The sequence below is a fragment of the Paenibacillus doosanensis genome (assembly GCF_025060755.1).
GTDB classification, from domain to species: Bacteria; Bacillota; Bacilli; order Paenibacillales; family NBRC-103111; genus Paenibacillus_S; species Paenibacillus_S doosanensis.
This window is the reverse complement of record NZ_JANYUY010000034.1, coordinates 20,373-43,852: the sequence shown is the minus strand read 5'-3', so window position 1 is coordinate 43,852 and position 23,480 is coordinate 20,373. Positions and strand designations below refer to the sequence as shown.

At 52.1% G+C, this 23,480-nt stretch carries 22 protein-coding genes; 8 read left to right on the top strand and 14 right to left on the bottom strand.

What is annotated here, in order from left to right; translation table 11 throughout:
- Positions 1-10: 10 nt before the first annotated feature.
- From N0M98_RS21790 to N0M98_RS21775, 4 genes are all read right to left on the bottom strand, one after another.
- Positions 11-1,282 carry an MFS transporter gene (locus N0M98_RS21790; RefSeq protein ID WP_259619121.1) on the bottom strand — a complete coding sequence of 424 codons (1,272 nt, stop codon included), beginning with the start codon at positions 1,280-1,282 and terminating at the stop codon, positions 11-13.
- A 322-nt stretch (positions 1,283-1,604) separates the two neighbouring features.
- Complete coding sequence (locus N0M98_RS21785) at positions 1,605-2,909, bottom strand: ABC transporter substrate-binding protein (RefSeq protein WP_249861615.1); 1,305 nt, start codon at positions 2,907-2,909, stop codon at positions 1,605-1,607.
- A gap of 165 nt (positions 2,910-3,074) precedes the next feature.
- Positions 3,075-3,911, bottom strand: coding sequence for a carbohydrate ABC transporter permease (locus N0M98_RS21780; RefSeq protein ID WP_249861614.1), 837 nt, complete (start codon positions 3,909-3,911; stop codon positions 3,075-3,077).
- A complete protein-coding gene (locus N0M98_RS21775; protein WP_249861613.1) occupies positions 3,911-4,795 on the bottom strand; it encodes a carbohydrate ABC transporter permease in 885 nt (294 codons plus the stop codon). The genes N0M98_RS21780 and N0M98_RS21775 overlap by 1 nt, the downstream gene beginning before the upstream one ends.
- A 195-nt stretch (positions 4,796-4,990) precedes the next feature.
- On the opposite strand from N0M98_RS21775, the gene N0M98_RS21770 reads away from it, so the two are divergent.
- The 4 genes from N0M98_RS21770 to N0M98_RS21755 are packed head-to-tail and all read left to right on the top strand — an operon-like array spanning position 4,991 to position 9,971.
- Positions 4,991-6,784 carry a cache domain-containing sensor histidine kinase gene (locus tag N0M98_RS21770; RefSeq protein ID WP_249861612.1) on the top strand — a complete coding sequence of 598 codons (1,794 nt, stop codon included), beginning with the start codon at positions 4,991-4,993 and terminating at the stop codon, positions 6,782-6,784.
- A gap of 44 nt (positions 6,785-6,828) precedes the next feature.
- Positions 6,829-8,445, top strand: a complete 1,617-nt coding sequence (locus tag N0M98_RS21765; RefSeq protein WP_259619120.1) for a response regulator — start codon at positions 6,829-6,831, stop codon at positions 8,443-8,445.
- Positions 8,442-8,882 (top strand): hypothetical protein, encoded by a 441-nt coding sequence (locus N0M98_RS21760; RefSeq protein ID WP_249861610.1) that lies wholly within the window; start codon positions 8,442-8,444, stop codon positions 8,880-8,882. Before N0M98_RS21765 ends, N0M98_RS21760 begins: the two co-directional genes overlap by 4 nt.
- Positions 8,883-8,897: 15 nt before the next feature.
- Positions 8,898-9,971, top strand: a complete 1,074-nt coding sequence (locus N0M98_RS21755) for a phosphodiester glycosidase family protein (RefSeq protein ID WP_249866454.1) — start codon at positions 8,898-8,900, stop codon at positions 9,969-9,971.
- A gap of 252 nt (positions 9,972-10,223) precedes the next feature.
- Here the strand turns inward: N0M98_RS21755 and N0M98_RS21750 are convergent, their stop codons facing one another.
- Both N0M98_RS21750 and N0M98_RS21745 read right to left on the bottom strand, forming a co-directional pair.
- Positions 10,224-10,478, bottom strand: a complete 255-nt coding sequence (locus N0M98_RS21750) for an AbrB/MazE/SpoVT family DNA-binding domain-containing protein (RefSeq protein ID WP_249866453.1) — start codon at positions 10,476-10,478, stop codon at positions 10,224-10,226.
- A gap of 194 nt (positions 10,479-10,672) precedes the next feature.
- Complete coding sequence (locus N0M98_RS21745; RefSeq protein WP_249861609.1) at positions 10,673-11,137, bottom strand: tRNA (cytidine(34)-2'-O)-methyltransferase; 465 nt, start codon at positions 11,135-11,137, stop codon at positions 10,673-10,675.
- A 125-nt stretch (positions 11,138-11,262) separates the two neighbouring features.
- Between N0M98_RS21745 and N0M98_RS21740 the strand changes: the two genes are divergently transcribed.
- Positions 11,263-11,976: a response regulator gene (locus N0M98_RS21740; RefSeq protein ID WP_259619119.1), complete on the top strand. Its 714-nt coding sequence runs from the start codon at positions 11,263-11,265 to the stop codon at positions 11,974-11,976.
- Positions 11,977-12,126: 150 nt separating this feature from the next.
- Here N0M98_RS21740 and serC read toward each other — a convergent pair whose 3' ends face one another.
- The gene (serC, locus tag N0M98_RS21735; protein WP_249861607.1) at positions 12,127-13,215 is read right to left on the bottom strand and encodes a 3-phosphoserine/phosphohydroxythreonine transaminase; all 1,089 of its coding nucleotides are present in this window, start codon (positions 13,213-13,215) and stop codon (positions 12,127-12,129) included.
- 182 nt (positions 13,216-13,397) lie between these two features.
- On the opposite strand from serC, the gene thpR reads away from it, so the two are divergent.
- Entirely contained in the window at positions 13,398-13,961 is a 564-nt protein-coding gene (gene thpR, locus N0M98_RS21730) for an RNA 2',3'-cyclic phosphodiesterase (RefSeq protein ID WP_259619118.1), read from the top strand.
- A gap of 19 nt (positions 13,962-13,980) precedes the next feature.
- Here the strand turns inward: thpR and N0M98_RS21725 are convergent, their stop codons facing one another.
- On the bottom strand, positions 13,981-14,805 hold the full coding sequence (locus N0M98_RS21725) for an alpha/beta hydrolase family protein (RefSeq protein WP_259619117.1): 825 nt from the start codon (positions 14,803-14,805) through the stop codon (positions 13,981-13,983).
- Complete coding sequence (locus N0M98_RS21720; RefSeq protein WP_259619116.1) at positions 14,750-15,805, bottom strand: TolB-like translocation protein; 1,056 nt, start codon at positions 15,803-15,805, stop codon at positions 14,750-14,752. The genes N0M98_RS21725 and N0M98_RS21720 overlap by 56 nt, the downstream gene beginning before the upstream one ends.
- Positions 15,806-16,167: 362 nt before the next feature.
- Between N0M98_RS21720 and N0M98_RS21715 the strand changes: the two genes are divergently transcribed.
- Together N0M98_RS21715 and N0M98_RS21710 are read left to right on the top strand one after the other, a co-directional pair.
- A complete protein-coding gene (locus N0M98_RS21715) occupies positions 16,168-16,638 on the top strand; it encodes a GNAT family N-acetyltransferase (RefSeq protein WP_259619115.1) in 471 nt (156 codons plus the stop codon).
- Positions 16,635-17,450, top strand: a complete 816-nt coding sequence (locus N0M98_RS21710) for a 2-phosphosulfolactate phosphatase (RefSeq protein WP_259619114.1) — start codon at positions 16,635-16,637, stop codon at positions 17,448-17,450. Before N0M98_RS21715 ends, N0M98_RS21710 begins: the two co-directional genes overlap by 4 nt.
- 110 nt (positions 17,451-17,560) lie before the next feature.
- On the opposite strand, the gene glnA is transcribed toward N0M98_RS21710, so the two are convergent.
- The 5 genes from glnA to N0M98_RS21685 all read right to left on the bottom strand — a co-directional run bounded on the left by glnA (position 17,561) and on the right by N0M98_RS21685 (position 23,479).
- Complete coding sequence (gene glnA, locus N0M98_RS21705) at positions 17,561-18,985, bottom strand: type I glutamate--ammonia ligase (protein ID WP_249866452.1); 1,425 nt, start codon at positions 18,983-18,985, stop codon at positions 17,561-17,563.
- A gap of 250 nt (positions 18,986-19,235) precedes the next feature.
- Positions 19,236-20,279 carry a 3-deoxy-7-phosphoheptulonate synthase gene (aroF, locus tag N0M98_RS21700; protein ID WP_259619113.1) on the bottom strand — a complete coding sequence of 348 codons (1,044 nt, stop codon included), beginning with the start codon at positions 20,277-20,279 and terminating at the stop codon, positions 19,236-19,238.
- A 134-nt stretch (positions 20,280-20,413) separates the two neighbouring features.
- On the bottom strand, positions 20,414-20,953 hold the full coding sequence (locus tag N0M98_RS21695) for a DUF2062 domain-containing protein (RefSeq protein ID WP_249861600.1): 540 nt from the start codon (positions 20,951-20,953) through the stop codon (positions 20,414-20,416).
- Between the two features lie 21 nt (positions 20,954-20,974).
- Positions 20,975-21,928 carry a 4-hydroxy-3-methylbut-2-enyl diphosphate reductase gene (locus N0M98_RS21690; protein WP_249861599.1) on the bottom strand — a complete coding sequence of 318 codons (954 nt, stop codon included), beginning with the start codon at positions 21,926-21,928 and terminating at the stop codon, positions 20,975-20,977.
- Between the two features lie 24 nt (positions 21,929-21,952).
- The gene (locus tag N0M98_RS21685; RefSeq protein ID WP_249861598.1) at positions 21,953-23,479 is read right to left on the bottom strand and encodes a sensor histidine kinase; all 1,527 of its coding nucleotides are present in this window, start codon (positions 23,477-23,479) and stop codon (positions 21,953-21,955) included.
- Position 23,480 lies beyond the last annotated feature (1 nt).

Sequence of the window (23,480 nt, the reverse complement as noted above, 5' to 3'; positions counted from 1 at the left end):
CGCTGCGCGCTCAAGCCGCTTCCTTTTCCTCCGATTCCTCCGGCACCCGTTCGAGCAGCCAGACGATCCCGATTTGCGTTATCGACGCCGCGAACAGCACCCATGGAAGCCATTCGTTCCCGCTGTATTCGGTAATGAGAATGAGCGCCAGAATGGAAATGACCCGTCCGCAGTTAAGAAACGTCTCCCGCATCACGACCGATTCCACCCGCAGCTGTCCTTTTAACGGCAAAGCCCCGATCAGGCGGAAATAGAACGAGGTAATCGTATTGCCCTGCAAAGGCGAGCAAATCGAGTACAGCACCATGAAGGCGACGACCGTAATCAGCGTCATCTTCCACAGAATGAACAGCGTGCCCGCCACATACCCGATCGTCGAAATGACGAGAAATTTGCGCGCCCGCTCTTCCCTGCCGTACTTGGTCAGCACGATGCCCGTCAAGATGCTGAGCGTCGCGTACAGCACGCCCAAATATCCGACCAGGTCTTCGCGGCCGACAATTTGAAACAACAATATATTCGGCAAAAACAGCATAATTCCTTGAAACAGCCCCATCGTCAAAAAGCCGAGCAGCGATTTGAACCAGCGCTTGTTTTTGTTCATCAGCAGCCCGACGAATTTTAAATAATATGCTTTATGATGAGATGCTTTGGTTTTAATCTTGAAGCTGCCCAGCGTCGCGATCAGAAACATGAAGAAGGCGATCGAGAAAACGATCGTATAGCCTTGCAGCCCTTCGTTCTCGCGGATAATAAAGCCGGCCAGCGCCGGCCCGATCAGCCCGGCCAACGTAAACACCATCATATTGATCGCCAAATAGCGAATCCGGTTGCGCTCCGTGGAGACGTCGTACATCAGCGTCAAATAACCCGCCCAGTAGAAGGAGCCAGCTACGCCGCCGAAAATCGCGAACAGCACATAATAATCGACGACCGCCTCCTGCGCGAATACGACGACAAGATAAAATAAAGCAATCAGGCCGATGCCGAGCCGGTATGTCACCATCCGGTCCTTCCGCTTGATGATCAGCCCGCCCAGGGCGAACGCCAGCGGCGCCGCGGCATAGTTGACGATGTAGTACATGCCGTTAATCCATAAGCTTTCGGTCAGCCTCCACAAGTACAGGGTCAGGAAAATCCCCGACATGGAGGCTCCGAACTGGAAACAGAAATGAATAAACAGGGAAACCATCGCATCCTTCGATAGCCGCTTATCCTCAGGTAAAAATCGCTTCCTTGCCACATACCACTGCCTGCCACCCGTAATAAGCCTCGTTATCATGTCCATCCCCCGTTAGCATCCGCTAGCAAACTCATCCTCATTGTAACAGCGACCCCGTCCGATGTTAACTCGGCAAAGCGGCGGCAAATGCCGATGTAAGCACTTGTAAGCGGGTTTACTAGCGGTTTACTTCCCTAATCATTCCTTGGTAGCCTTTTCTTCTCCATTGCTTCCTAAAGCTCTCTTTATTGTAAAAAGCGTAAGCGACCCGCGGCGACCGCCGAACCTATCCCCTGTTAACCGCAAGGACATGATGGCGCATCGCTTCCCAAACAACCGGAAAACTCCCCGGCCAAGGGGCCGGGGAGTCGGTCGGTCTGCTTTATTTTTTCAAGCTGTCCCACGTTTTTTGGAACTCGTCGAACATTTGATCCTTCGTCTTCTGCTTCGCCACGTAAGCCTGCATCGTCGCGGCAAACTTCTGGCTGCTCGCTTCGCCGCCAGGGAACTTGAACCAGTTCCAGCTGAGCGTTTTGTTTTCTTTGCTGTATTTGATAATATCGGCGGCCAGCGGTCCGAGAATCTTCTCATCCGCAGGGATGTTCGTAAACGCCGGAATGAACTTGAATTCTTCGGTAATATACTTTTTGCCGATATCGGAGGTTACGAGCCAGTTCAGGAACTTTTTCGCCTCATCCTTGTTCGGCGAGTTTTTGTTGATAACCCAGTTGTTAGGCACGCCGACCGGAAGCTTGTCGTTCGCCGCCGGATCGTCGCTGATCGGCATCGGCAGGAAGCCGACCTTGATGTTCGGGTTCGTCTGCGTAAGCTGCAGCTGCGTCCAGTTGCCCTGCTGCGTCATTGCTGCTTTGCCTGTGGCGAACTCGGTCACCTGCGTTTTGTAGTCGGTTTGCAGCGGGTTTTTATTGCCGTATTTCAGCTGCAGATCGAACAGCTTCACCCAGTTTTCGAACGCGGCGTTGCCTTGGAACTTGGCCGTTCCCTTGTTCAGACCGTCGATGAAGGCGTTAGGATCGGGCTGCTGAGCGAACGGAATGTTCACGAAGTGGTTGCCCAGCACCCACCATTCACCGTAGCCGTTGACGAAAGGCTGAATGCCTTTGTCCTGCAGCTTCTGCGCGGCCGCTTCCAATTGGGACAGCGTCTTCGGCAGCTCGGTAATGCCCGCTTGCGCAAACAGATCCTTATTATACAGGAAGCCGTAGCCTTCCAGGTTGAGCGGCTGTCCGTACAGCTTGCCGTCCTTGGTCATCGGCTCTTTGGCGACCGCTACCATATCCTTCACCCACGGCTGGTCGGACAAATCCTCCAGATGCTCGATCCATTTGTCCAGATCGGAAAAGCCTCCGTTGTTGAAAATATCCGGCTTATCGCCCGAGTTAAACTTCGCCATCAGCGCGGCGCCGTAGTCCGAGCCTCCGCCCACCGTGTCGATCTGAATTTTGACGCCCGGATTTTCTTTCTCGTATTCGGCGGCCAGCTTGGCGAGCGGCTCGGCGATCTCTACCTTGAACTGGAACATTTTGAGCGTCACGTTTTTGGCTCCGCCGCTTCCGGCATTCGAGCCTCCGGCTTCAGGCGCCGGCGTACCGCTCTTGGCACATCCCGCCATCAGAGAAGCCAGCATCACTGTAGTCAAACCGAGAACCGCAAATTTCTTTTTCATTCTAAGAAACCTCCCTTTATCAAACCTTTTTTTGTAAAAGTTATCTTTGTTGCTTGTTCCTGTATTTATTGTAAGAAATCGGACCCTCTTCGAACACGGACTATATTGAACGAAAAGGTGTAACCTGTTGACCGCATCATCATGCCGCGGACGCCCCCGCCCTCTTTATCCTTTGACGGAGCCGGCGGTAATCCCTTCGATAATATGACGCTGCATCGCCAGGAAGAAGATGACGATCGGCAGGACGCCGAGCACGAGCGCAGCCAGCGCCAAGTCCCACTGCTTCGTATATTGTCCGAAGAACGAGTACGTCGTCAGCGGAATCGTTCTAAGATCGGGGCTGTTTAGAACGAGCATCGGCAGCAGGAAGTCGTTCCAAATCCACAGGCTGTTCAGCAGGATGATCGTGACCGTCATCGGCTTGAGCAGCGGGAAGACGATTTTCCAGAACACGCCGTACGGCGTGCATCCGTCTACCGTAGCCGACTCCTCGATTTCCATCGGAATCGACTTAATGAACCCGTGATACAGGAAGACGTTCAGCGAGACTCCGAAGCCGAAGTAGCAGACGACCAAGCCCGGAATGCTGTCCATCAGCCCGACTTCGCTCGCTACGCGGACAAGCGGGATCATAATCGATTGGAACGGGATGACCATCGCCGCGACGAACGCGAGAAAGACGAGATTATTGAACCGGGAAGGCCGGCGCACCAGCCGGTAAGCGGCCATCGAGCTGATCACGACCAGTCCCAGATTGCTGAACACCGTAATCAGCAGCGAGTTCAGGAACGCCTTCGGGAACTTCATGATGTCCCATACTTTGACGTAATTGCTGAAATTAAGCGAGCTCGGAAGGCTCGACGAGTTGATCAGAATTTCTCCGAATGTCTTCATCGAGTTGACAATGACGAAGTAAAACGGGACGAGAAACAGCAAGCCGACAATGATGCCTACAATTTCCAATCCCAGCAAGCGAAGATTGTAAGTGCTTTTCGCTTCCATCACACTTCAACCTCCTTCTTCTTGGTCGTCCACACTTGAATCATCGTGATGAGCGCCACGACGATGAAGAACAGGAACGCCTTGGCGGTTCCGAGTCCGTACCGGTTGTTACGGAACGCTTCATCATAAATGTTGAGCGCCACGGATTGCGTCGAGTTGAACGGCCCGCCTTTGGTCAAGGAAACGTTCAGGTCGTACATTTTGAACGCCCAGGATATCGTCAGGAACAGACAGACCGTGACGGCCGGCATGATCAGCGGAAACGTAATCGTGCGCAGCGTCTGCCAGCGGTTCGCGCCATCGATATAAGCCGCCTCGACAATGTCTCTGGGGACGTTCGCCAGCGCGGCGATATAGATGACCATCAAATATCCGGCCGTCTGCCATACGCTGACAATGACCAGTCCCCAAAACGCCGTCGGCGCGTCGCCCAGCCATGGAAGCTGGAAAAAACCGATATTCGTAAGCTCGCCGATCGTAGCGAACCCTTTGACAAAAATAAACTGCCAGATGAACCCAAGCAGCAAGCCGCCGATGACATTCGGCATAAAAAACACCGTTCGCAGCACATTGCGGCTCTTCAGCGCCTGCGTCAGCAGCAGCGCCAGCGCGAAGCCGACGAGATTGGCCAGCAGCACGTTCGTTACGGTAAACTTGGCCGTAAACCAAAATGAAGAGTGGAAATCTTGATCGTCCACAATGATTTTTTTGAAATTATCCAGCCCAATCCATTTGATCGTAGAAGTAACTCCGTTCCATTCGGTGAACGAATAATAAATGCTCATCAGAAACGGCACGATAACGATAATGGAGAAAAAGACGAGCGCCGGACCGACGAATACCGTCTGAAGCATCCAATCCGACAAGCGATGCCTAGCTTTCATAGCATCTTTCCCCCTTTGGTTAAGTATAACCCTAGTATAGAAACGGAAACGGTTTAAAAACACCGACTATGATGACCCATCAGGTGGAATTTATTGATATCCCTTGATACAATATAGCTTGCGCAAGGAGCCGAGCTCTTGTAGTACCGCATTGGCACAACGCCTAGAAGCTCTGTGAAAGAAAGGGGAAGACTTATGATCCGTAACAGCATCCGCAACAAATTGATCGTCTTCCTGCTCGCGGCTACGATCGTGCCCATTGCCACATCGATTATCATTACCTACTTTTTCACCAAGCATTCAGTGTCGCAGGAGACGGTCGTCAGCAACTCCAATTTGATTTATCAAGGTAAAACGAACATTATGAACTACCTGAAGGTAATCGAGCAAAGCTCGCTGTCCGTGTATAACGACACGACGCTGTACAATATTATAGAAAGCGGCGACACGGACTACATCAGCACGAGCGAAATTTTCCGCGGCGTGCAGGCGATTGCCAATTCGGTCAAAGAAATAAAGCAGGCGTATTTATACATAGCCAAAACGAACCGCTCCTTCATGATTGCCCAGGGAAATCCGGGACGCAACGAAGGGCCGGGACCGAAATACATCCCGGAGATGAACGGCGCGGAGGTGCGGCTGGAGCCTACTCATATCAGCCATGATTACCGAATGGGCGGCTTGTTCTACGTCCCCCCTGCGACGGTCGTCACAATGCACCGCTCCATTCGCAATGCGCTGACTCAGCAGGAGCTCGGCTTTTTGTCGATCGACTTCAGTGTCGATGTCATCCGCAGCATTTGCGAGCAGCTGTACACGCCGGGACAGGAAGAACTGTACATTCTCGACCGGAACGGAACCGTGATTTACGGAACCGACCGCGAGACGTGGGGTAAGGCGCTGGACGAGGATTGGGTGCGGCATTTGCTGGCGATGCCCGAGGATAAAGGAAGCTTCGAGTGGAAAAGCAAGCCGTTCTCGGGCATCCATATATACGAGCGGATGACGTCGCCTTATATGGAATGGACGCTCGTGAAGCGGATTCCTTACGAAAATTTGTACAAAAACGCTCGCGAGCTGACCCAAATCAACACGATGATTTTCAGTCTGTTTCTGATTGTCGTGATTTTTGCAACGCTGTACATTTCGTTCAAGTTTACCGCTCCGATCAAAAACTTGATCGGTTATATCGGCAAAATCCAAACCGGCGACATGCAGGTGGACATTCAGGTGACGAGCCATGATGAAATCGGCATTTTGGCGAGGCGCTTCCGCCAGATGATGCAGACGATCAACAACTTGATCGTGAGCGAATACAAGCTTGATCTGGCCAATAAGACCAATCAGCTGAAGGCGCTGCAAGCCCAGATTAATCCGCATTTTCTGTACAACAGCCTGCAGTCGATCGGCACGCTCGCCCTGCAGCATCAAGCGCCGAAAATTTATTCGCTGCTGTCGTCCCTGGCCAAGATGATGCGCTACAGTATGAATACGAATGAAACGCTAGTCCCGCTCAAACAAGAAATCGCTCATGTAAAATCGTATTTGGAGCTGCAAATGCAGCGGTTTGAAAACGAGCTGACCGTTTCGTTCGAGATTGACGAGGAGACGCTGGATAGGACCGTGCCCAAAATGATTTTGCAGCCGCTCGCGGAAAACTACTTTAAGCACGGCTTCGATCCGCGCGAGAAGACCGGACGGCTGCTCATTACCGGGTCGATCACGCAGGATAACAGGCTGCGGCTGACCGTCGAGGATAACGGCCGCGGCATCGATCCGGATACGCTCGCCCGGCTCCGGCGGCAGCTGAGCAAGCATCCCGACATCGCCTCCGAGCCGGCGGAGAGCATCGGGCTGCTGAACGTGCGGTCGCGGCTTGCACTCTACTACCCGGGCACAGCGATGAAGATTGAGCCATGCAGCCCTTCGGGCGTGCGGATCGTGCTCTTGATTCCGCTGGATGCGCCGGGGGCTCATCAGAACGGCTAGTCCGCTCGGCTAACTTGAGCGCGGCTGGAAAAGGAGGAAAACGCATGAAAGCGATCATTGTCGACGACGAGAAACATGTGCGCGAAGCGGTCAAGCTGCTCGTCGATTGGAACCATTTCGGAATCGATACGATTTTGGAAGCGCAAGACGGAGAAGAAGCTATCGAGATGATCGGCGAGCACCGGCCGCAAATTATTTTTACCGATATGATGATGCCGACCAAAAACGGCCTTGAGCTGCTGGAATGGCTGGAGGCCCATTATGCCTGCGGGAAGACGATCGTCATCAGCGGTCATGACGACTTTCAGCTCGTTCGCCATACCGTCAAGCACGGCGGCGTGGATTACATATTGAAGCCTATCGACGCGGAGCAGCTCCACGCCGCAGTAAGCAAAGCAGTGGACTGCTGGATTCGGGAGGAGAACGAGCGTCATCGCAAAGTGCAGAGCAATATCGAGATGAATCAGATTCGTCCGGTCTACTGGGAGAAGACATTGTCCAATCTCGTCGCCGAGCCGTCCGCGTACGAGGCGTCGGCCGCCTCGCTGGACGAGGCCTTCGGCATTGAGCGCGGCATGAAGGAATGCCGCCTCGCCATCATTGCCCTCGATACGATGAACGCCGGATTAAAAGCGAAGTTCGACGCCAACTCGGACCTATTATTCTTTTCCGTTACGAATATATGTAACGAGATACTGCGGGCGGGCCGTCACGGCGTCGCCTACCGTTACTGGAACAGCGACGGAGAGATTCTCATCCTGCTGTACGGCGCATCGCCCAACCCGGACCCTGTGCTCGCCGAAATCCAGCGCGGTCTCACGGCCGCGCTGCGCAGCAGCCTGGACATCGGTGTCAGCCTCGTCCAGCCGTTCCCCTACGGCCTGCCGGCAGCGTACCGGGAAGCCCAGTCGGCCCTCCGGCGCCGCAATCTGCGCGTGAAGGAGAAGCGGATATATTATGCGGCCGGCCAGCCTTCCGCCCAGCAGCCGCTGCTCTCTTATTCCGACTATGCCGAGCAAATCCGCCTGGCGGTAAAAAGCGGCAGCGAGGAACAGATCGGCAAAGCCGTCGACTTGTGGCTGGACGCCGTCCGCGCTCTCGACACCGTGACCGTGGAGCAGTTCAGACATTGGCAGAGCGAGTACAACGTGCTGCGCAGCCGCTGGCTGGCGGAATGGTTCGGCGAGCGTCAGGCCGAGCTGAACATCCGCGCGGCCCCGGTTTTTGCAAGCCTGCCGCTCGATCAAGACGGAGCGTTGTCTCCGGGGCTGTGGAGGCGGCAGCTGATCGACGATTTGACCGCTCTCGCGAAGCTTCAGCTGGAGCATCAGCATCGGGATAACAACGTAATCTTCGAGATTGCAAAGTATATTCAAAACCATTATCATCAGGATATTACGCTTCAAGAGATTGCCAATCATTTTTATTTAAGCCGTGAATATATTTCCCGTAAATTCAAACAAGAGTTTAAAGTCAACTTATCCGACTATTTGAGCGATATCCGCGTCGAGAAGGCGAAGCTGCTCCTGCTCAACCCGCATCTGCGGATTGCTCAAATCGCCGAGATGGTCGGGTACGACGATGAGAAATATTTCAGCAAGGTGTTTAAAAAGCTGGTTGGCCTCTCACCGAACGAGTACAGGAAGGTGAATCAACCATGAACACGCCCGTTGAACCTGCCGTTTTCGAGCAGCCGATGGCGCGGCCGAGCAAGCCGGTCAAGCGGAAAGGAAAAGGAAGAACCTACGTTCTGTTATTTATGGCGTGGACGCTGCTCATCGCGCTCGGCGGGCTAGGCGCCAAGATGTACACCGATCATTTGCGCCAGCAGATTGCCCAGCAAATCGCCGCGCAGACGGATCAGCAGCTGCAGGCCGTGCAGGAGGATTATAAGAAGCAGCTGGATCAGTTGAAGGAAAGCGTCGGCGGAGATTTGGCCAAGATGCAGACGAAGATCGACGCCTTGAACGAGCTGCTGGCGTTTACCAAGGACAGCGCCAACAGTAAGACGGACAACAGCAACCAGCTGTACACACAGCTGAACGAAGTGAAGAAAAAGCTTGACGACTTGAAGAAAAACCTGGATGTACTGCAATAAGGAAGTGTGAACAAAATGAATCCGGTTCAACTTATTAACCGCACGATGCTCTTGGCCCTTGCTCCTTTTATCGGAATCGTCGCTTTCTTACTTTTATCCCAATTGTCCGTACAGCTGCCGGATTTGCAGCGAATCGCCAAGACCGACTTCTCCATCCAAGAGGAATTGCAAAAATCAAGCGAGCAGCTCGATAAAGCCAAAGACGACGCGACGCAGACCAAGTCGACGATCGAACGCTTCTTCGAGCTGTACGAGAAAAGCGCCTCCGATGTGACTGCGATGGTGGCGACGGCCGAGGCAGCCTCCGCCAAACCCGAAGCCGTCTTCGATTCGCGCATTAGCTCCAAGCTCGGCGGGAAGCTCGCCAGACAAACCGTCAGCTCGAACATCGATCTGAAGCTGTACAACTTCAGCGATTCGAACTATAAGGGCTACGCGCTCAAAGTCAATATGAAATCGGACAAGGCGATGAAGATGGTGCTCGGCAAAGATGCCGTCGGCGGCAGCGAAACGACGCTCGACGCGGCCCGGCGCTATGGCGCGGTCGCGGGAGTCAACGCCGGAGGCTTCGCCGACGACAGCAAAACCGGCAAACGGTATCCGCTCAGCACGACCGTCTACAATAGCAAATACGTATACGGCTTCGAGCCGACGTTTGAAGATTTGGCCTTCGTGGGCTTGAGCACGGACCGCAAGCTGATCGGAGGGCGCTTCTCCCGGCAGCAGGATTTGGATAAGCTGAGTCCGGCGTTCGGAGCCACCTTCGTTCCCGTTCTGCTGCAGAACGGCAAGAAGCAGTCGATTCCGCCGCAGTGGCAGACCTCTCCTGCCCGCGCCCCGAGAACGGTGGTCGGCAATTTCAAGAACGACCAGTTGATTTTCCTTGTTACCGACGGTTATGACGAACGGGGCAATTCCGGAGCTACGCTCGCCGAGCTTCAAGACAAGCTGTTAGCGATGGGTGTCAAGGATGCGTACAATTTGGACGGCGGCGGCTCCTCCAGCCTGATTTATGAAGGCCAGATCATCAATCGCCCTTCCGACGGAAAATTGCGCCTGCTGCCGACGCATTTCTTGTTTTTTAAATAAATGTTCACATTTTGGTAATATTTTTTTCGCCTAGCATTGGTTATAATAATGTGCAGGGGGTGCATCCGATGTCAGCAACATTTTGGATTGTCATTTTAGTATTCTTAATGTTTATTGTAGCAATGTGCACTGCAGCTTATAATGACGACAAGACGAAAGGCCTGTAAGGGGCTTTTCCTTCCAATCATGATAAAAAGCATCACGTTCCTTAAGTTTTTAAGGACTCCGTGATGCTTTCTGCTTTTTCCCGTATTATGCCTTTTGTTTCATCGCGCCCATCTCTGCAAGACATTCCCCGCAAATATGGCGCTCCTTAAATTCGCTGACCTGCTCCATGGAACTGCAGAACACACAGCGCGGACGGTATCTCTCCAAAATAATGTGGTCTCCGCTAACCAATATTTCAACAGGGTCCCCTTCATTCATCTGATAACGCTTGCGCAGCGATTTCGGAAGCACAATCCGGCCCAACTGGTCGACTTTTCTAACTACACCTGCTGGTTTCATCATAAATTCACCTCTCTTTCGTCTTTCCAACGCAAAAAAAAACGAACAGTACAATCCTAGCCGACAACCGTAACCATCGGATTGCAGCCTGTCATTATACTATTCGTTGAATATGTCAAAATTCCTGCCATACCTCTAGAAGTACTGTGAAAAAGTTCGCTGAGCCTGCCCCTCGAATCGGTTGCACCGTTTTTTTAATGCAATCCCGGGAAGCCGGTCTGCCTCAAGCCTTCATACAAAATGATCGCTGCGGAGTTGGACAAATTCAGCGAACGGACCGCATCCGACATCGGCAGCTTCATTAATTGTCCAGGATGCTCCGCCAATATTTCCGGCGCCAGTCCCTTCGTCTCTTTGCCGAAGACGAGAAAGTCGCCGTCCTGAAATGTAAAATCAGTGTAAAGCCGATCCGCCTTCGTCGTCGCGAAGAAAAAACGGCCGTCCTTGTATTTATCCTTCACTTCCTGAAACGAATCGTGATATTCAAGCTTGACCGAATGCCAATAATCGAGCCCGGCCCGCTTCAAAGTGCGGTCATCCGTATCAAATCCGAGCGGTCTGACCAGATGCAGCCACGTTCCCGTCGCCGCGCACGTTCTTGAGATATTGCCCGTATTCGCCGGAATTTCCGGCTCGACTAATACGATATGAAAAGCCATCTGTGTTTTACCCGCCTCTCTGTACAAAAAATTTTTACACTCGGTTTACTTGATCTTAATATCGTGTTGATAGTAATCCGGCATAATAAAGTTATCAAGCGCTTAGACAAAAGGAGATTCGAAGGATGAAGAAGAAAATTCTTGTCGTAGACGACGAACCTTCCATTTCGATGCTAATAGAGTTTAACCTGAAGCTGGTAGGCTTCGAGGTGCACTGCGTATATGACGGCGAAGCGGTATTTCCGGCCATTCAGCATTTTCGCCCCGATGTTATCGTGCTGGACCTTATGCTGCCCAAAATGGACGGTATTCAAGTATGCCGCAAGCTGCGCGAACAAAACAATCTCGTGCCGATCATTATGCTGACCGCCATGCAGGACTTATCCGATAAAATCGCCGGCCTCGATAACGGAGCGGATGATTATATGACGAAACCGTTCAGCCCGCAGGAGCTGATCTCGCGGATTCAAGCCATTCTGCGCCGAATTCAGACGCTGCCGTCCATTGCGGAGAACACTCCGGTAACGATCGGCCAGATCGAAATTCAACCCGATCAGCGTGAAGTGACGCTGCGCGGCGAAATTATCGAGCTGACGCCGAAGGAATTCGATCTGCTGCTGTTTCTCTGCAAGCACCGAGGCAAAGTGTTAAGCCGCCAGCAGCTGCTGCACGGCGTGTGGGACTACCATTTTCTCGGGGATACGCGCATCGTCGACGTGCATATCAGCCATCTGCGCGATAAGATCGAGCATAACGCCCGCAACCCGGAATATATCGTCACGATTCGCAATGTCGGCTACAAGCTGGCGGAGCCTGCAGTTAAAGAATCGCTCGCTTAAGCCCGCCCCATTCTCAAGCTCCCTCTCTTATTTTGCCTGGCTCGAGAAGCGCCGCTTGCTGTCACCGAAGCGGCGCTTCTTATCAAGCCGCCCGCCCGCAAAAGAAAAAGACAGTCCCCCTTGTGCAGCAAGGACTGCCCGTTCGATTCCTTATCCGTTGCGCTTCTGGAAGTCGGCCATAAAATCAGCCAGCGCTTTGCAAGCTTCGTACGGCACGGCGTTGTAAGCCGACGCGCGAATGCCGCCAACGCTGCGGTGTCCCGCCAAACCGACGAAGTTATGCTTCTCCGATTCCTTCACGAATTGCTTCTCCAGCTCTTCGCTCGGCAAGCGGAACGTAATATTCATAATGGAACGGCTGTCGGCATCGACGTTTCCGTTGTAGAAGCCGCCGCTCGCATCGATGACGTCGTATACGAGCTTGCTTTTCTCGATGTTGTTTTTCTCCATCGCCGCGACGCCGCCGTTGTTTTTCACCCATTTCAAAACCAGATTCACCATATAGATCGAGTGAACCGGAGGCGTATTATAGAGCGAGCTGTTCTTCGCATGCGTCGAATAACGCAGCATAACCGGAACATGCTTAGGCTCGTCCGCCAGCAGATCGTCGCGGATCACCGCTACCGTCACGCCGGACGGACCCAGGTTTTTCTGTGCTCCCGCATAGATCATCGCGTACTTCTTGGCGTCGATCGGACGGCTCAAAATGCCGCTCGTCATATCGCCGATCAACGGAATGCCGCCCGTCTCCGGAATATAAGAAAACTGCGAGCCTTCGATCGTGTTGTTCGTCGTCATATGAACGTAAGCCGAATTCGGATCGATCCGCAGGTCTTCCGCTTTCGGAAGACTTCTCCACTTGCCTTCCTTGTTGGATGCCGCGATAACCGCTTCCCCTAACACTTTCGCTTCTTCATAGGCTTTCTCCGAGAAGCTGCCGGTAATAATATAGCTGCCGACCTTGCCCGGCTTCAGGAAGTTCAAAGGAATGGTAGCGAACTGCGTGCTGGCTCCGCCCCCCATAAACAATACTTTATATCCGGATTCCAATCCGAGAAGCTCCAGCAAGAGCGCCTGCGTCTCTGCGTTGATCGCTTCGTATTCTTTGCTGCGATGAGAAATTTCCATCAAGGACATGCCGATTCCATTGTAATCGACGAATTGCTCCTGTGCTTGCTGCAACACCTCAAGCGGCAGAGCGGCTGGACCCGGGTTAAAATTGTACGCGCGTTTTGTCATGGTTTCACACCTTCACCTGTTTTTAGCATCAGCATCTTTTGATATGATATGGCTATGATAGCAAGTTTGTCCCTATCCATCAAGTAGTTATGCGCATTCTTCACATCATTGATACATATTTCACAACCTGCCGGAAATGCTGATGAAGATGAAACTTCAATGAGAGAAGGAAGGAAGCAGTTATGACCAAAGACCGGCTTTTTATCGCTATTCCCGTTCCTCCGCAGCCGCGAAGCGAGCTTAGCAAGCTTATGGAGCAATTGCAGCCCAAACTGGCTTTCCGCAAATGGGTGTATCCGGACGACCTGCACATCACATTGACCTTTCTCGGCGACACCGACACCGTGACAGCCGACAAGGTCAAGGCGGCAATGAACGATGCGGCGTCTGCGGGAGCGCCGTTCCGCTTGCAGCTCGGTCGCCTCGGCACGTTCGGCAGACCGCCCGCTCCGAGCGTGCTGTGGATGGGCGTGCAAGGGGAGCTGGACGCTTTGCATTCGCTGCAGTCCCGCATCGAGCAGTCGGTGATGCCCCTCGGCTTCCGGCCGGAGGACCGGCCTTACCGCCCCCATATTACTATAGCGAGGAAGTATGCGGACGAATCGCCCTTCCCTCCGGCTGCCGAGCTGGATTCCGAATGGATGCGAAGCGGCGAATCTTCATGGAGCTGCTCACAGTTCGTTCTGTACCGCACACGGATGAACCATCAGCCGATGTATGAAATATTGGCGCGGTTTTCTATGTAAATCAACCGCAAGCCGCAGTTTATGCTTCATAAAAGCTTCCAGGCAAATCTTTGCCGTGAATACAATGATCAAACCAAAGCCGAAGTCTTTTCATATAATCTTTTTTGTAAATATCATTCCATCCCCCATTATGGAAAGCCTTTGGATAGCAAATTAAATAGGCTTCCGTGTTTTTGGATCTCAATCCGTTTATGAACGGAGTGGCTACACTGCCATAGAGCGAGCGCTCTGCGCTGGTTTCGAAAAAAAGTACAGGTGCTTCAATATCATTAACCTGCTCAATCGGCGAATTCATTTTGTATATTTGTTTGTCTACCCACTTTTCTTCATAGCTGCCTTTATTGCCATATCGGTCATCGTAGAGAAGATCATAAATACCGACGGCTGCAGCCGCACCTTTAAATATGGATGTTTTAGCAACAGTCCACGTTACCAGCATAGCCCCAAAGCTTGATCCGTAAATTCCCAATCGGTCGGGGTCCGTAATTCCTAGATCAATAAGATGCTTAACGCCTGCAATGACATCTTCATAGGGTGCAGACATTAAACTTGCACCCTTCGCCTCCTCCATAAACGTATCGCCGTAACCGCTGCTACCTCTAAAATTCGGCAGAAAAACGGCATAACCATGCAGCGCAAGATAAAATGCGGCGCTTTCACCCCGCGCCGAAATGAGCTCCGTCAAGCTTGCGGTTACTGTACCATTCGCCGGTCCTCCATGTAAAAATACTAATGTCGGGCTTTTTTTGACTTGTATCTTGAAGCCGGGAGGCAAAACGACAATTCCTTCAAGAATAATGAAAGCTCTTTGCTCCTGCGCGATGTCTGGGCGACCATACTGCATGATTTATAGGGGTAATTTGATTCACTTGAGAATTCGCTCTTGAGAACGTATACAGTGCATTCGTAACACCGTTCTGGGCGCTGAAAACGATATACTTTCCATCATTCGACCACGTATGCAATTGGTTATTATAACCTGGGGAATGTACTGCATTTTCAATTTGAAATTCACCGTCGGTAATTTTCCCTGCCTGTATTTCATTTGCCGCCCGTCTAGCCATGAGAATCTCGCTGCCTATCATTTGGGTTAATTCGATGCGCCCTTTATATAGACTTGTACATTGACCATTGTCCAAGTTTAATCGGCAAAGCTCATCCCCTATTGAAATCAGCAGGCTATTCCCTTCAGGAAACCATTGTTCCAATTTTATCATTTTCTCTTTGACCGATAGGACTTTCCGGTCCTCAAGCGTGTTCACGTCTATAAGATGCAATTCGGATTCAAACACCGATAACTCCAGACGCATTTTTTTATATAAATCATCGCCGCCCTTATAAATAGTAATATCATCAGGATTTCTATATTTCTCTTTCATTTTTTTGGCTAATCCGTATTTGCTGCCATTAGGCATCACTACATAAGCCAGGTGTTGAGAGTTCGGAGACCAGCATAATGTTGTTCCGTTAAAAGGGTCTCTGCCGCCGAATGTGGATTGTGTTAATATTCTCCTATCCGATCCGTCCCGGTTCATGATGCCGAGCTCTTTTTGTCCATTGTTCAAATATACAAAGGCAATTTTCAGGCCGAGAGGACACCAGGCCACCTTTGACGAATCTTCCTCCGGCGATGTCATCTGAATCCAGCTTTTGCTTGCCAGGGAATACTTCCAAATCGACCGGTTATATTCATCGAATGCATAATTGGGTTCCGGAACATCCGAACTGCCGAACACTACCAAAATATCTTTATCATCAGGGGATATATGGACTTCCAGAAACTGCCGATAATGAAGTTTGTTAATCTCCTCGATCAGCTTGTGATCGTCGATATAAACATCCATTTTACCGCTTCCTTCCCATCTTTATTAAATTTCTGTATTAGGCTGAAATCTCAAGCATGAGCTAATGTTGAAAATGATATATTTGGAAAATCCTTCTACTAAATCAAGGTTACCACTAACTTTATTCCCGGCTCAATAGGTCGATCCCATCTTTTACCTTTGCACCGAAATATACAAAAAGGACCGCTGCTTCAGCGGTCCGTCATGTGTAGTATTTGATTTTCACTCATCCGTTCAGGGAGTCCGGAAATTCGGATACTCCTTATTCAACATCATAACAAACCGCTCAGTATAAGTCTATATTTTCCCCGGATTTCATGTCACAATTTTCCTGCAAGCCCATACCCTAAGGAGGTTAAGACATGAACCATGTAACTGTAGCCGAGCTGGGAGCGGAGCATTTGGACGAAATGACCCGCTTATTAACGATGTACCGTACCCGCGACGCCAAACATGAAGACCATCTGACGAAAGAATGCCGCCATGCCTTGGAACGGCTGCTGCAGTTCCCGAACGCCTTCGGTCTGCTCGCCCGGTTCGATTCCCATGCGGCCGGTTTTCTTACGTACAACTGGGGCTTCTCCACCTCGAAAGGGCTGCCGATTATGCGGATTCAGGATCTGTTTACGGCTCCGTTGTACCGTAGGCTCGGTGTCGGCAGCGCATTGCTGCGGCGCGCGGCGGCCTTGGCCGAGGAGTGGGGCGCGGGCCGCATGCAGCTCGAAACCGACCTGGATAACGCTCCGGCCCGCTCTCTCTACGCTGCGGAGGGGTTCGAGTGGATCGCGCAAAAGATTGTGTATATGTATCCTATGCAAGGATGGAACTCATGAACGTCCTACACGGTTTTCACTACACTGATCAAGCGCCTTACGATTGCCGAATCGAATGGGGCCCGCGCGGGGCCAGAGCTGCCGCCGAACGAGGGGATATCGTCATCATCGTCGATGTTCTCAGCTTCTCCTCGACGGTCGTTACCGCGCTGCATTACGGCGCGCTGATTATACCGTATCCCCCGCCGATGGAGGGCGCCCGTTCCTTTGCCGCAGCTCAGGGAGCGGAGCTCGTTACCGGCCGGGCCGAAGCGGCCAAGACCGGAGGCCATTCGCTCTCTCCCTTATCGTTCGGCTCTGCGGACCGATCCAGGCCATTCGTCCTCTGCTCCGCCAACGGAGCCGCCTGCACCGCAGCCGGAGCCGCAGCGCAAACGGCCGCGGTCATCGCAGGCAGTCTGCTCAACGCCTCCGCCGCGGCACGCGCTGCCGAACGGCTGAGACTCCTGCGACCCGGCAAAGCCGTTACCGTCATCGCCTGCGGGGAACGGTGGGACAACGCCCGCCAAGAAGAAAATAGCCTGCGTCCCGCTATCGAAGATTATTTGGGCGCAGGAGCCATTCTCTCCGGGCTGAGCGGCAGCCGCTCCCCGGAGGCCCGGCTGTGCGCTGCTGCCTACGAGGCGGTGCGCAGCGACGTGAGGGCGCTGCTCCTGGACTGCGCCAGCGGCCGGGAGCTTCGTCTGCGCGGCTTCGAAGACGATGTCACGCATTGCTCGAGCACGGATCGCTACGAGGCGGTCCCCATGCTGCAAGGCGGACGGTTCGTCGATGCCTCCGCCCCCGATGCGCTCATCGGCGATGCCTTGTAACCGCCGGAGCACCCGGCGGCGTGCAGCCGTCCTTCAGCACAAAGAAGGCAGCCCCGAATATGAACCGGGACTGCCTTCTTTCTATTATATAGATCGTATTAGAGCGGATCTTACAGATCGAAGTACAAGGAGTATTCATGCGGATGAATCCGGATGGATACGGCTTTGGCTTCGCTGCGTTTCAAACCGATGTAGTTATCGATGAAGTCTTTCGTGAATACGCCGCCTTCAGTCAAGAACTCATAGTCGGCTTCCAGAGCGTTAAGAGCTTCGTCCAACGTGCCAGGCACGCTGCGGATTTCGCCTTTTTCTGCGTCGGACAGGTCGTAGATGTTTTTATCCAGCGGACCATAGCCGAGAGCGCGAGGGTCGATTTTCTTCTTGATGCCGTCCAAACCGGCCATCAGCATAGCTGCGAAAGCAAGGTAAGGGTTCGCGGTGGAGTCCGGAGTACGGAACTCAATACGACAGCCTTTAGGCGTAACGGCGCCAACCGGAATACGAATCGCTGCGGAACGGTTGCCTTTGGAGAATGCCAGGTTAACCGGCGCTTCGTAGCCAGGAACCAGACGTTTGAACGAGTTCGTGGACGGGTTCGTCAACGCGATCAAAGCAGGCGCATGGTACAAGATACCGCCGATGTAGTTCAATGCCATTTCACTCAGGTTAGCGTAGCCGCCTTTTTCATAGAAAAGAGGAGTATCGCCGTCGAAGATCGATTGGTGAACGTGCATGCCGCTTCCGTTGTCGCCGAACAGCGGTTTTGGCATAAACGTAGCCACTTTGCCGTATTGTCTGGCTGTGTTTTGTACGATATATTTATATTTCATCAGGTTATCGGCCGTTGTAGTCAATGTGTCGAAGCGGAAGTTAATTTCGCCTTGACCGGCGGTAGCCACTTCATGGTGATGGCGCTCGATACGAAGACCGGCTTCCATCAACAGACGACACATTTCGCTGCGAATGTCTTGCTGCGTATCCGTAGGACCTACAGGCACGTAACCGCCTTTATGACCGACTTTGAAGCCAAGGTTTCCGCCTTCTTCTTTACGGTTCGAGTTCCAGTGAGCTTCTTCGGAATCTACGAAATAAGAAGATTTGTTTTGTCCGCTCTCGAAACGAACTTCGTCGAAGATGAAAAATTCGGATTCAGGGGCAAAGAATGCCGTTGTGCCTACTCCTGCCGATTGCAAGTACTCTTCCGCTTTTTGAGCAATGCTCCGCGGGTCACGATCATAGCGCTCGCCTTCAGGAGTGTGGATATTACACATCACGATCAGCGTAGGATGAGCAGTAAAAGGGTCTACATATACCGTCTCGGTATCAGGAAGCATAACCATGTCAGATTCTTCAATACCTTTGAAACCAGGAATAGAAGATCCGTCGAACGCTACCCCGTTCACAAATGTAGCTTCGTCAACTTCATTCGCTGGCAAGGAAATATGATGAGCTCTACCGGAAAGATCGACAAAGCGAAAATCTACCCACTCGATGCCTTTTTCTTTAAGGATGCTTAATACGTTTTGAATTGACATTGTAGCCAACCTCCTAATTTCCGAACATTCTTCACGGTTTGTTCGTACATTGTTCAAGTTTTTTATTTATTATGGTGTTATTATAAAACTTTTCGTGAATAACCGTCAATAGTTATGTCAGGTATTTTTTATGGATATGTAAGGTATTCTCACACATCGATCGATTTTGTTCATATTTTCGACAAAAAAAGACTTGATCTCCTCATTAACGGGAAATCAAGTCTTGTCATTTATTTATTTGCTTGTGAGATTATACGGTAATTGACTCTTTTTTCGTATCAAACCGTTTGCCTACCAGCGGAGCCAGCTTCTCCAAATCGACCATCAGCTTGGCGAATTGATCCGGGAACAGCGATTGAACCCCGTCTCCTGTCATCGAATTGTCCGGATCGGTATGCATTTCCACGATCAGCCCGTTAGCGCCTGCGGCTACGGAAGCTTTACTCATCGGCTCGACCAGCTCTCTGCGCCCCGTGCCGTGGCTCGGATCGGAAATGACCGGCAGATGGCTGAGCGATTGCAGCGCCGGGATGGCGGCGAGATCGAGCGTATTTCTCGTGTAAGGTTCGAATGTTCGGATTCCGCGCTCGCAGAGCATTACGTTCGGATTGCCTCCGGCCAAAATGTACTCGGCGGCGTTCAGGAATTCGTCGTACGTAGAGCTGAACCCTCTCTTCAACAGAACCGGCGTCTGAATCGTTCCGAGCTTGCGGAGCAAATCGAAGTTCTGCATATTGCGCGTACCGACCTGCAAAATATCCGCGTATTCGGCGCATACATCTACATACTCCGGCGTCATCACTTCGGTAATCGTCAGAAGACCGTGCTTCTTGCCCGCTTCCGCCATCATGACGAGACCTTCCACGCCGACGCCCTGGAAGCTGTAAGGGCCGGTTCTCGGTTTGAAGGCGCCGCCGCGCAGCACCTGCGCACCCGCTGCTTTCACGAGCCGGGCGATTTCATCGATTTGCTCGGGAGACTCTACGGCGCAAGGTCCGCCCATGATAACGAGCTGCTCCCCGCCGATCTCCACATCCTTAATTTTGATGACCGTATCCGCCGGATGGAAATCGCGGCTCGCCAGCTTATACGATTTGGAGATTTTCACCACCTGCTCTACGCCCGATAGTTGGCGAAGCTGCTCGGCAAGCATCGGATCGGCTTTGCCGATAATGCCGATCACGGTGCGGTCCACTCCTTTGGACACATGCGCCTGCACCTCGTGCTTTTCGATATGATGGACAATTTCCTGAATTCTCTCTTCGGATACTTTATTCGAAATAATAACGATCATAATAACAGCACTCCCTTTTATACAAAATTCACTTGAACGCTTCGACGCTTATACGCTTTTAAGCTTTTAATCACTAAAGTAACTATACAATAAGAAAAAGCCTCCCGTCAAGTAGGAGGCTTTATTTTCCTTTTTTATTGCGTCGACTCCGGTCTGACCATCAGCTGAGCCTTTCTTTTTTTCCGCTTTTCCTTGCGCCGCGAGTCGTACAATTCAAGTCCCCATTTGATCGGGAAGTACACAAGCAAACCGAGGAAGATTCCGACAATGACGCCGCCGATAAACAGCTTCAGGTTCGAGCGGATAAACGCATCCATCCAATCGGGCAGATGATACGCAAGAAACTTGCGGGCGCCGTGCGGCATAAGCGCGCCTCCAACCTTCATGTGGAAGTACGTCATGGGAATATAGATCACTTTGCCGAAAACGAAGCCGATCAAAGCCGCAGCCATACTCCCTCGAAACAAATAAACGAATGGAAATATAAGGAAGAATGCAAGTCCAGCCGTCGGCAGCGTGAACATTTCTATAGCCAAACCGATGGAAAACCCCATCGCAACCATGCTTGGCCCGCCTTTAGCCCGAGTCAGCAGCAAATATTTGTATTTAAACCAGCGTGCAATATTGCGGACATGAAAAGGCTTTTTGCTTTTTGCCGTTCTCTTCTGCTGCATATCCCTTCATCCTAACGTTTGTTATTCGTTTCCCGCTTTTTTCTTCACCGGCGGAATCAGCTTCTCGAAATTAATGGTTCGCTTGATTTCCCAAGTTTCCGGATCGTTTGGATCAAGCTGTTCCAAATAGTTTATGACTTCCTTAGTGATTGGTGTCGGCGTAGAAGCGCCTGAAGTTACGGCCACTCGCCTCACCGGCTCCAGCCATTCGCGGCGCAGCTCCGTTATGTCTCCAATCCGGTACGCCTTGACCCCGGCGATCTCCTCGGCCACTTGCGCGAGCCGGTTCGAGTTGTTGCTGCGCGGGTCGCCTACGACCAGCACGAGATCGGCATCCTTCGCCTGCTCCGCTACCGCCTCCTGCCGCACTTGGGTCGCCAAACAAATTTCGTTGTGAATTTCGGCCCGAGGGAACTTCTCCAGCAGCCGGTTCATAATATGTTTAATGTCCCACTGGCTCATCGTCGTCTGATTCGTAATGATGATCTTCTCCGAGCCCAGCTCCAGCTTCTCGATCTCTTCAAGCTTCTCGATCAAGTGCACGCGTCCCGGCGCTACTCCGATCGCTCCTTCCGGCTCCGGATGCCCCTTCTTTCCTATATAAATGACGTGATAATCTTCCGCCGTTTTTTCCCTGATCAGATCGTGGGTCTTCGTAACGTCCGGGCATGTAGCGTCTACTACCGTCAACCCTTTATCTCTGGCAAGCTTGCGCACTTCCGGCGATACGCCGTGAGCGGTAAAAATAACCGTGCCCTTTTCCACCTGTTCAAGAATTTCCAGACGATTCGGTCCGTCCAGCGTAATAACGCCTTCTTTATCAAAATAATCCGTAACATGGGAATTATGCACAATCATGCCTAAAATATACACGGGTTTCGGCAGATCCAAATTTTTTGCCGTTTGCATAGCCAGCGCCATGGCATCTACAACCCCGTAGCAGTAGCCTCGAGGCGAGATTTTGATAATGTCCATTCCTGCACCTGCCCTTCACATCCATTATACCTGATTACTCTCCTCTAGGGAATGCCTGTGCACGAATGTTGTCGAATCCTCTAGCATAGGAAGCCAGATGACAAAAGTGCTCCCTTCATCCTTGCGCGTCTTCACCTCGATAGAGCCTTGATGCTCGTCGATAATCCACTTGGCGATCGATAGCCCGAGACCGGTGCCCGATGTCTTGCCTCTGGACGGATCGGCTCTGTAGAAGCGTTCGAAAATGAGCGGTATCTCTTCCTTATCCATGCCGATTCCCGTGTCCTCGATCCGCACCCCGATCTGATCGTTCATGCGCAGCGCATCCAGCTTCACATAGCCATGCTCCGTATATTTAAAAGCATTTTCGACGAAAATGAACAACAGCTGCTGCAGGTAATCGCGATTGCCTATGACGACAACGCCCTCCAACGCACTCAAATCTCCGGCCTGCCAATCGACGTTATGCGGAAGCAGCTGCGCCCTGCGAATGACCTGGTCGACAATCGGCTTCAGCTCCATTTCGCTCTTCTCCATCTGAAAGCCCGCATCGGCTCTGGCCAGCGCCAGCAAGTCGTTCACAAGCCGCGTCATCCGTTCGGATTCGCCGGCGATGTCATGCATAGCCTCAAGCGACATCTCCAGCTGCTGACGGTCTTGCAGCTCGCCGATGGCGGCGGTTTGCCGCCACATCTTCTCCAGCAAATCGACATTGCCCCGGATCGTCGTTAGCGGGGTTCTGAGCTCGTGAGATGCATCTGACACAAACCGGCGCTGCCTCCGGTAAGCTTCCTCCAGATCGGAATAGGTCGTCTGGAGGCGCCCTAGCATGCCGTTGATCGTATTGGTCAATCTTCCGATCTCATCATCAGGTCCGTCGTAATTGATCCGGTTGCCGAGATCGGCGCCCTTCTCAATCTGATCCGCCGCGGCGATGACCTGATCGATCGGTCTGAGCGCCTTGCGCGCAAGGAACCAGCCGATCGAGGCCGCCAGCAATATCGTCACGATCGATGCGGATATGAGAATGATGCGCAGCAGCGCGAACAGCTTCTCGAACGACTCCGTATAGACCGCCGCCTGAAAAACGCCGGCCAGCTGCTGCTGGCCGTTTTTGAGCACCGTGATGGGCAGGCTGTAGACGATAAAATCGAGATTTTCAATTTTCGTTTTGCGGATCAGGCTTTGATCCTGAATCAGCGCTTGCTTCTGCTTGTCGGTCAGCTCGGGAAGCGTCAGCTGCAGCTGCTGCAAATTGGACGATTTATCGGTCCTTCCGTTAAGAAAATTGTCCAGCTGGTAGAACGTCGTGGAGCTTTTGAGCAAATCTCTGCCCTGCAGTCCGAAATCCCAGCTGACGCCGCCTCCGAGCGTAATGACCATCCGCGGCTGAATGCGGGCGTATACATCGTTCGCCTGATTCGTCAGATCCTCTTTATAATAGTTGTAGTTGTTAAAATAAAGCAGACCGTACAATCCGAAGCCGAATAGCAATATCGTGACCGACAAAATGCCCGTATACCATAATGTTAGACGAAGACGAATGGACAAC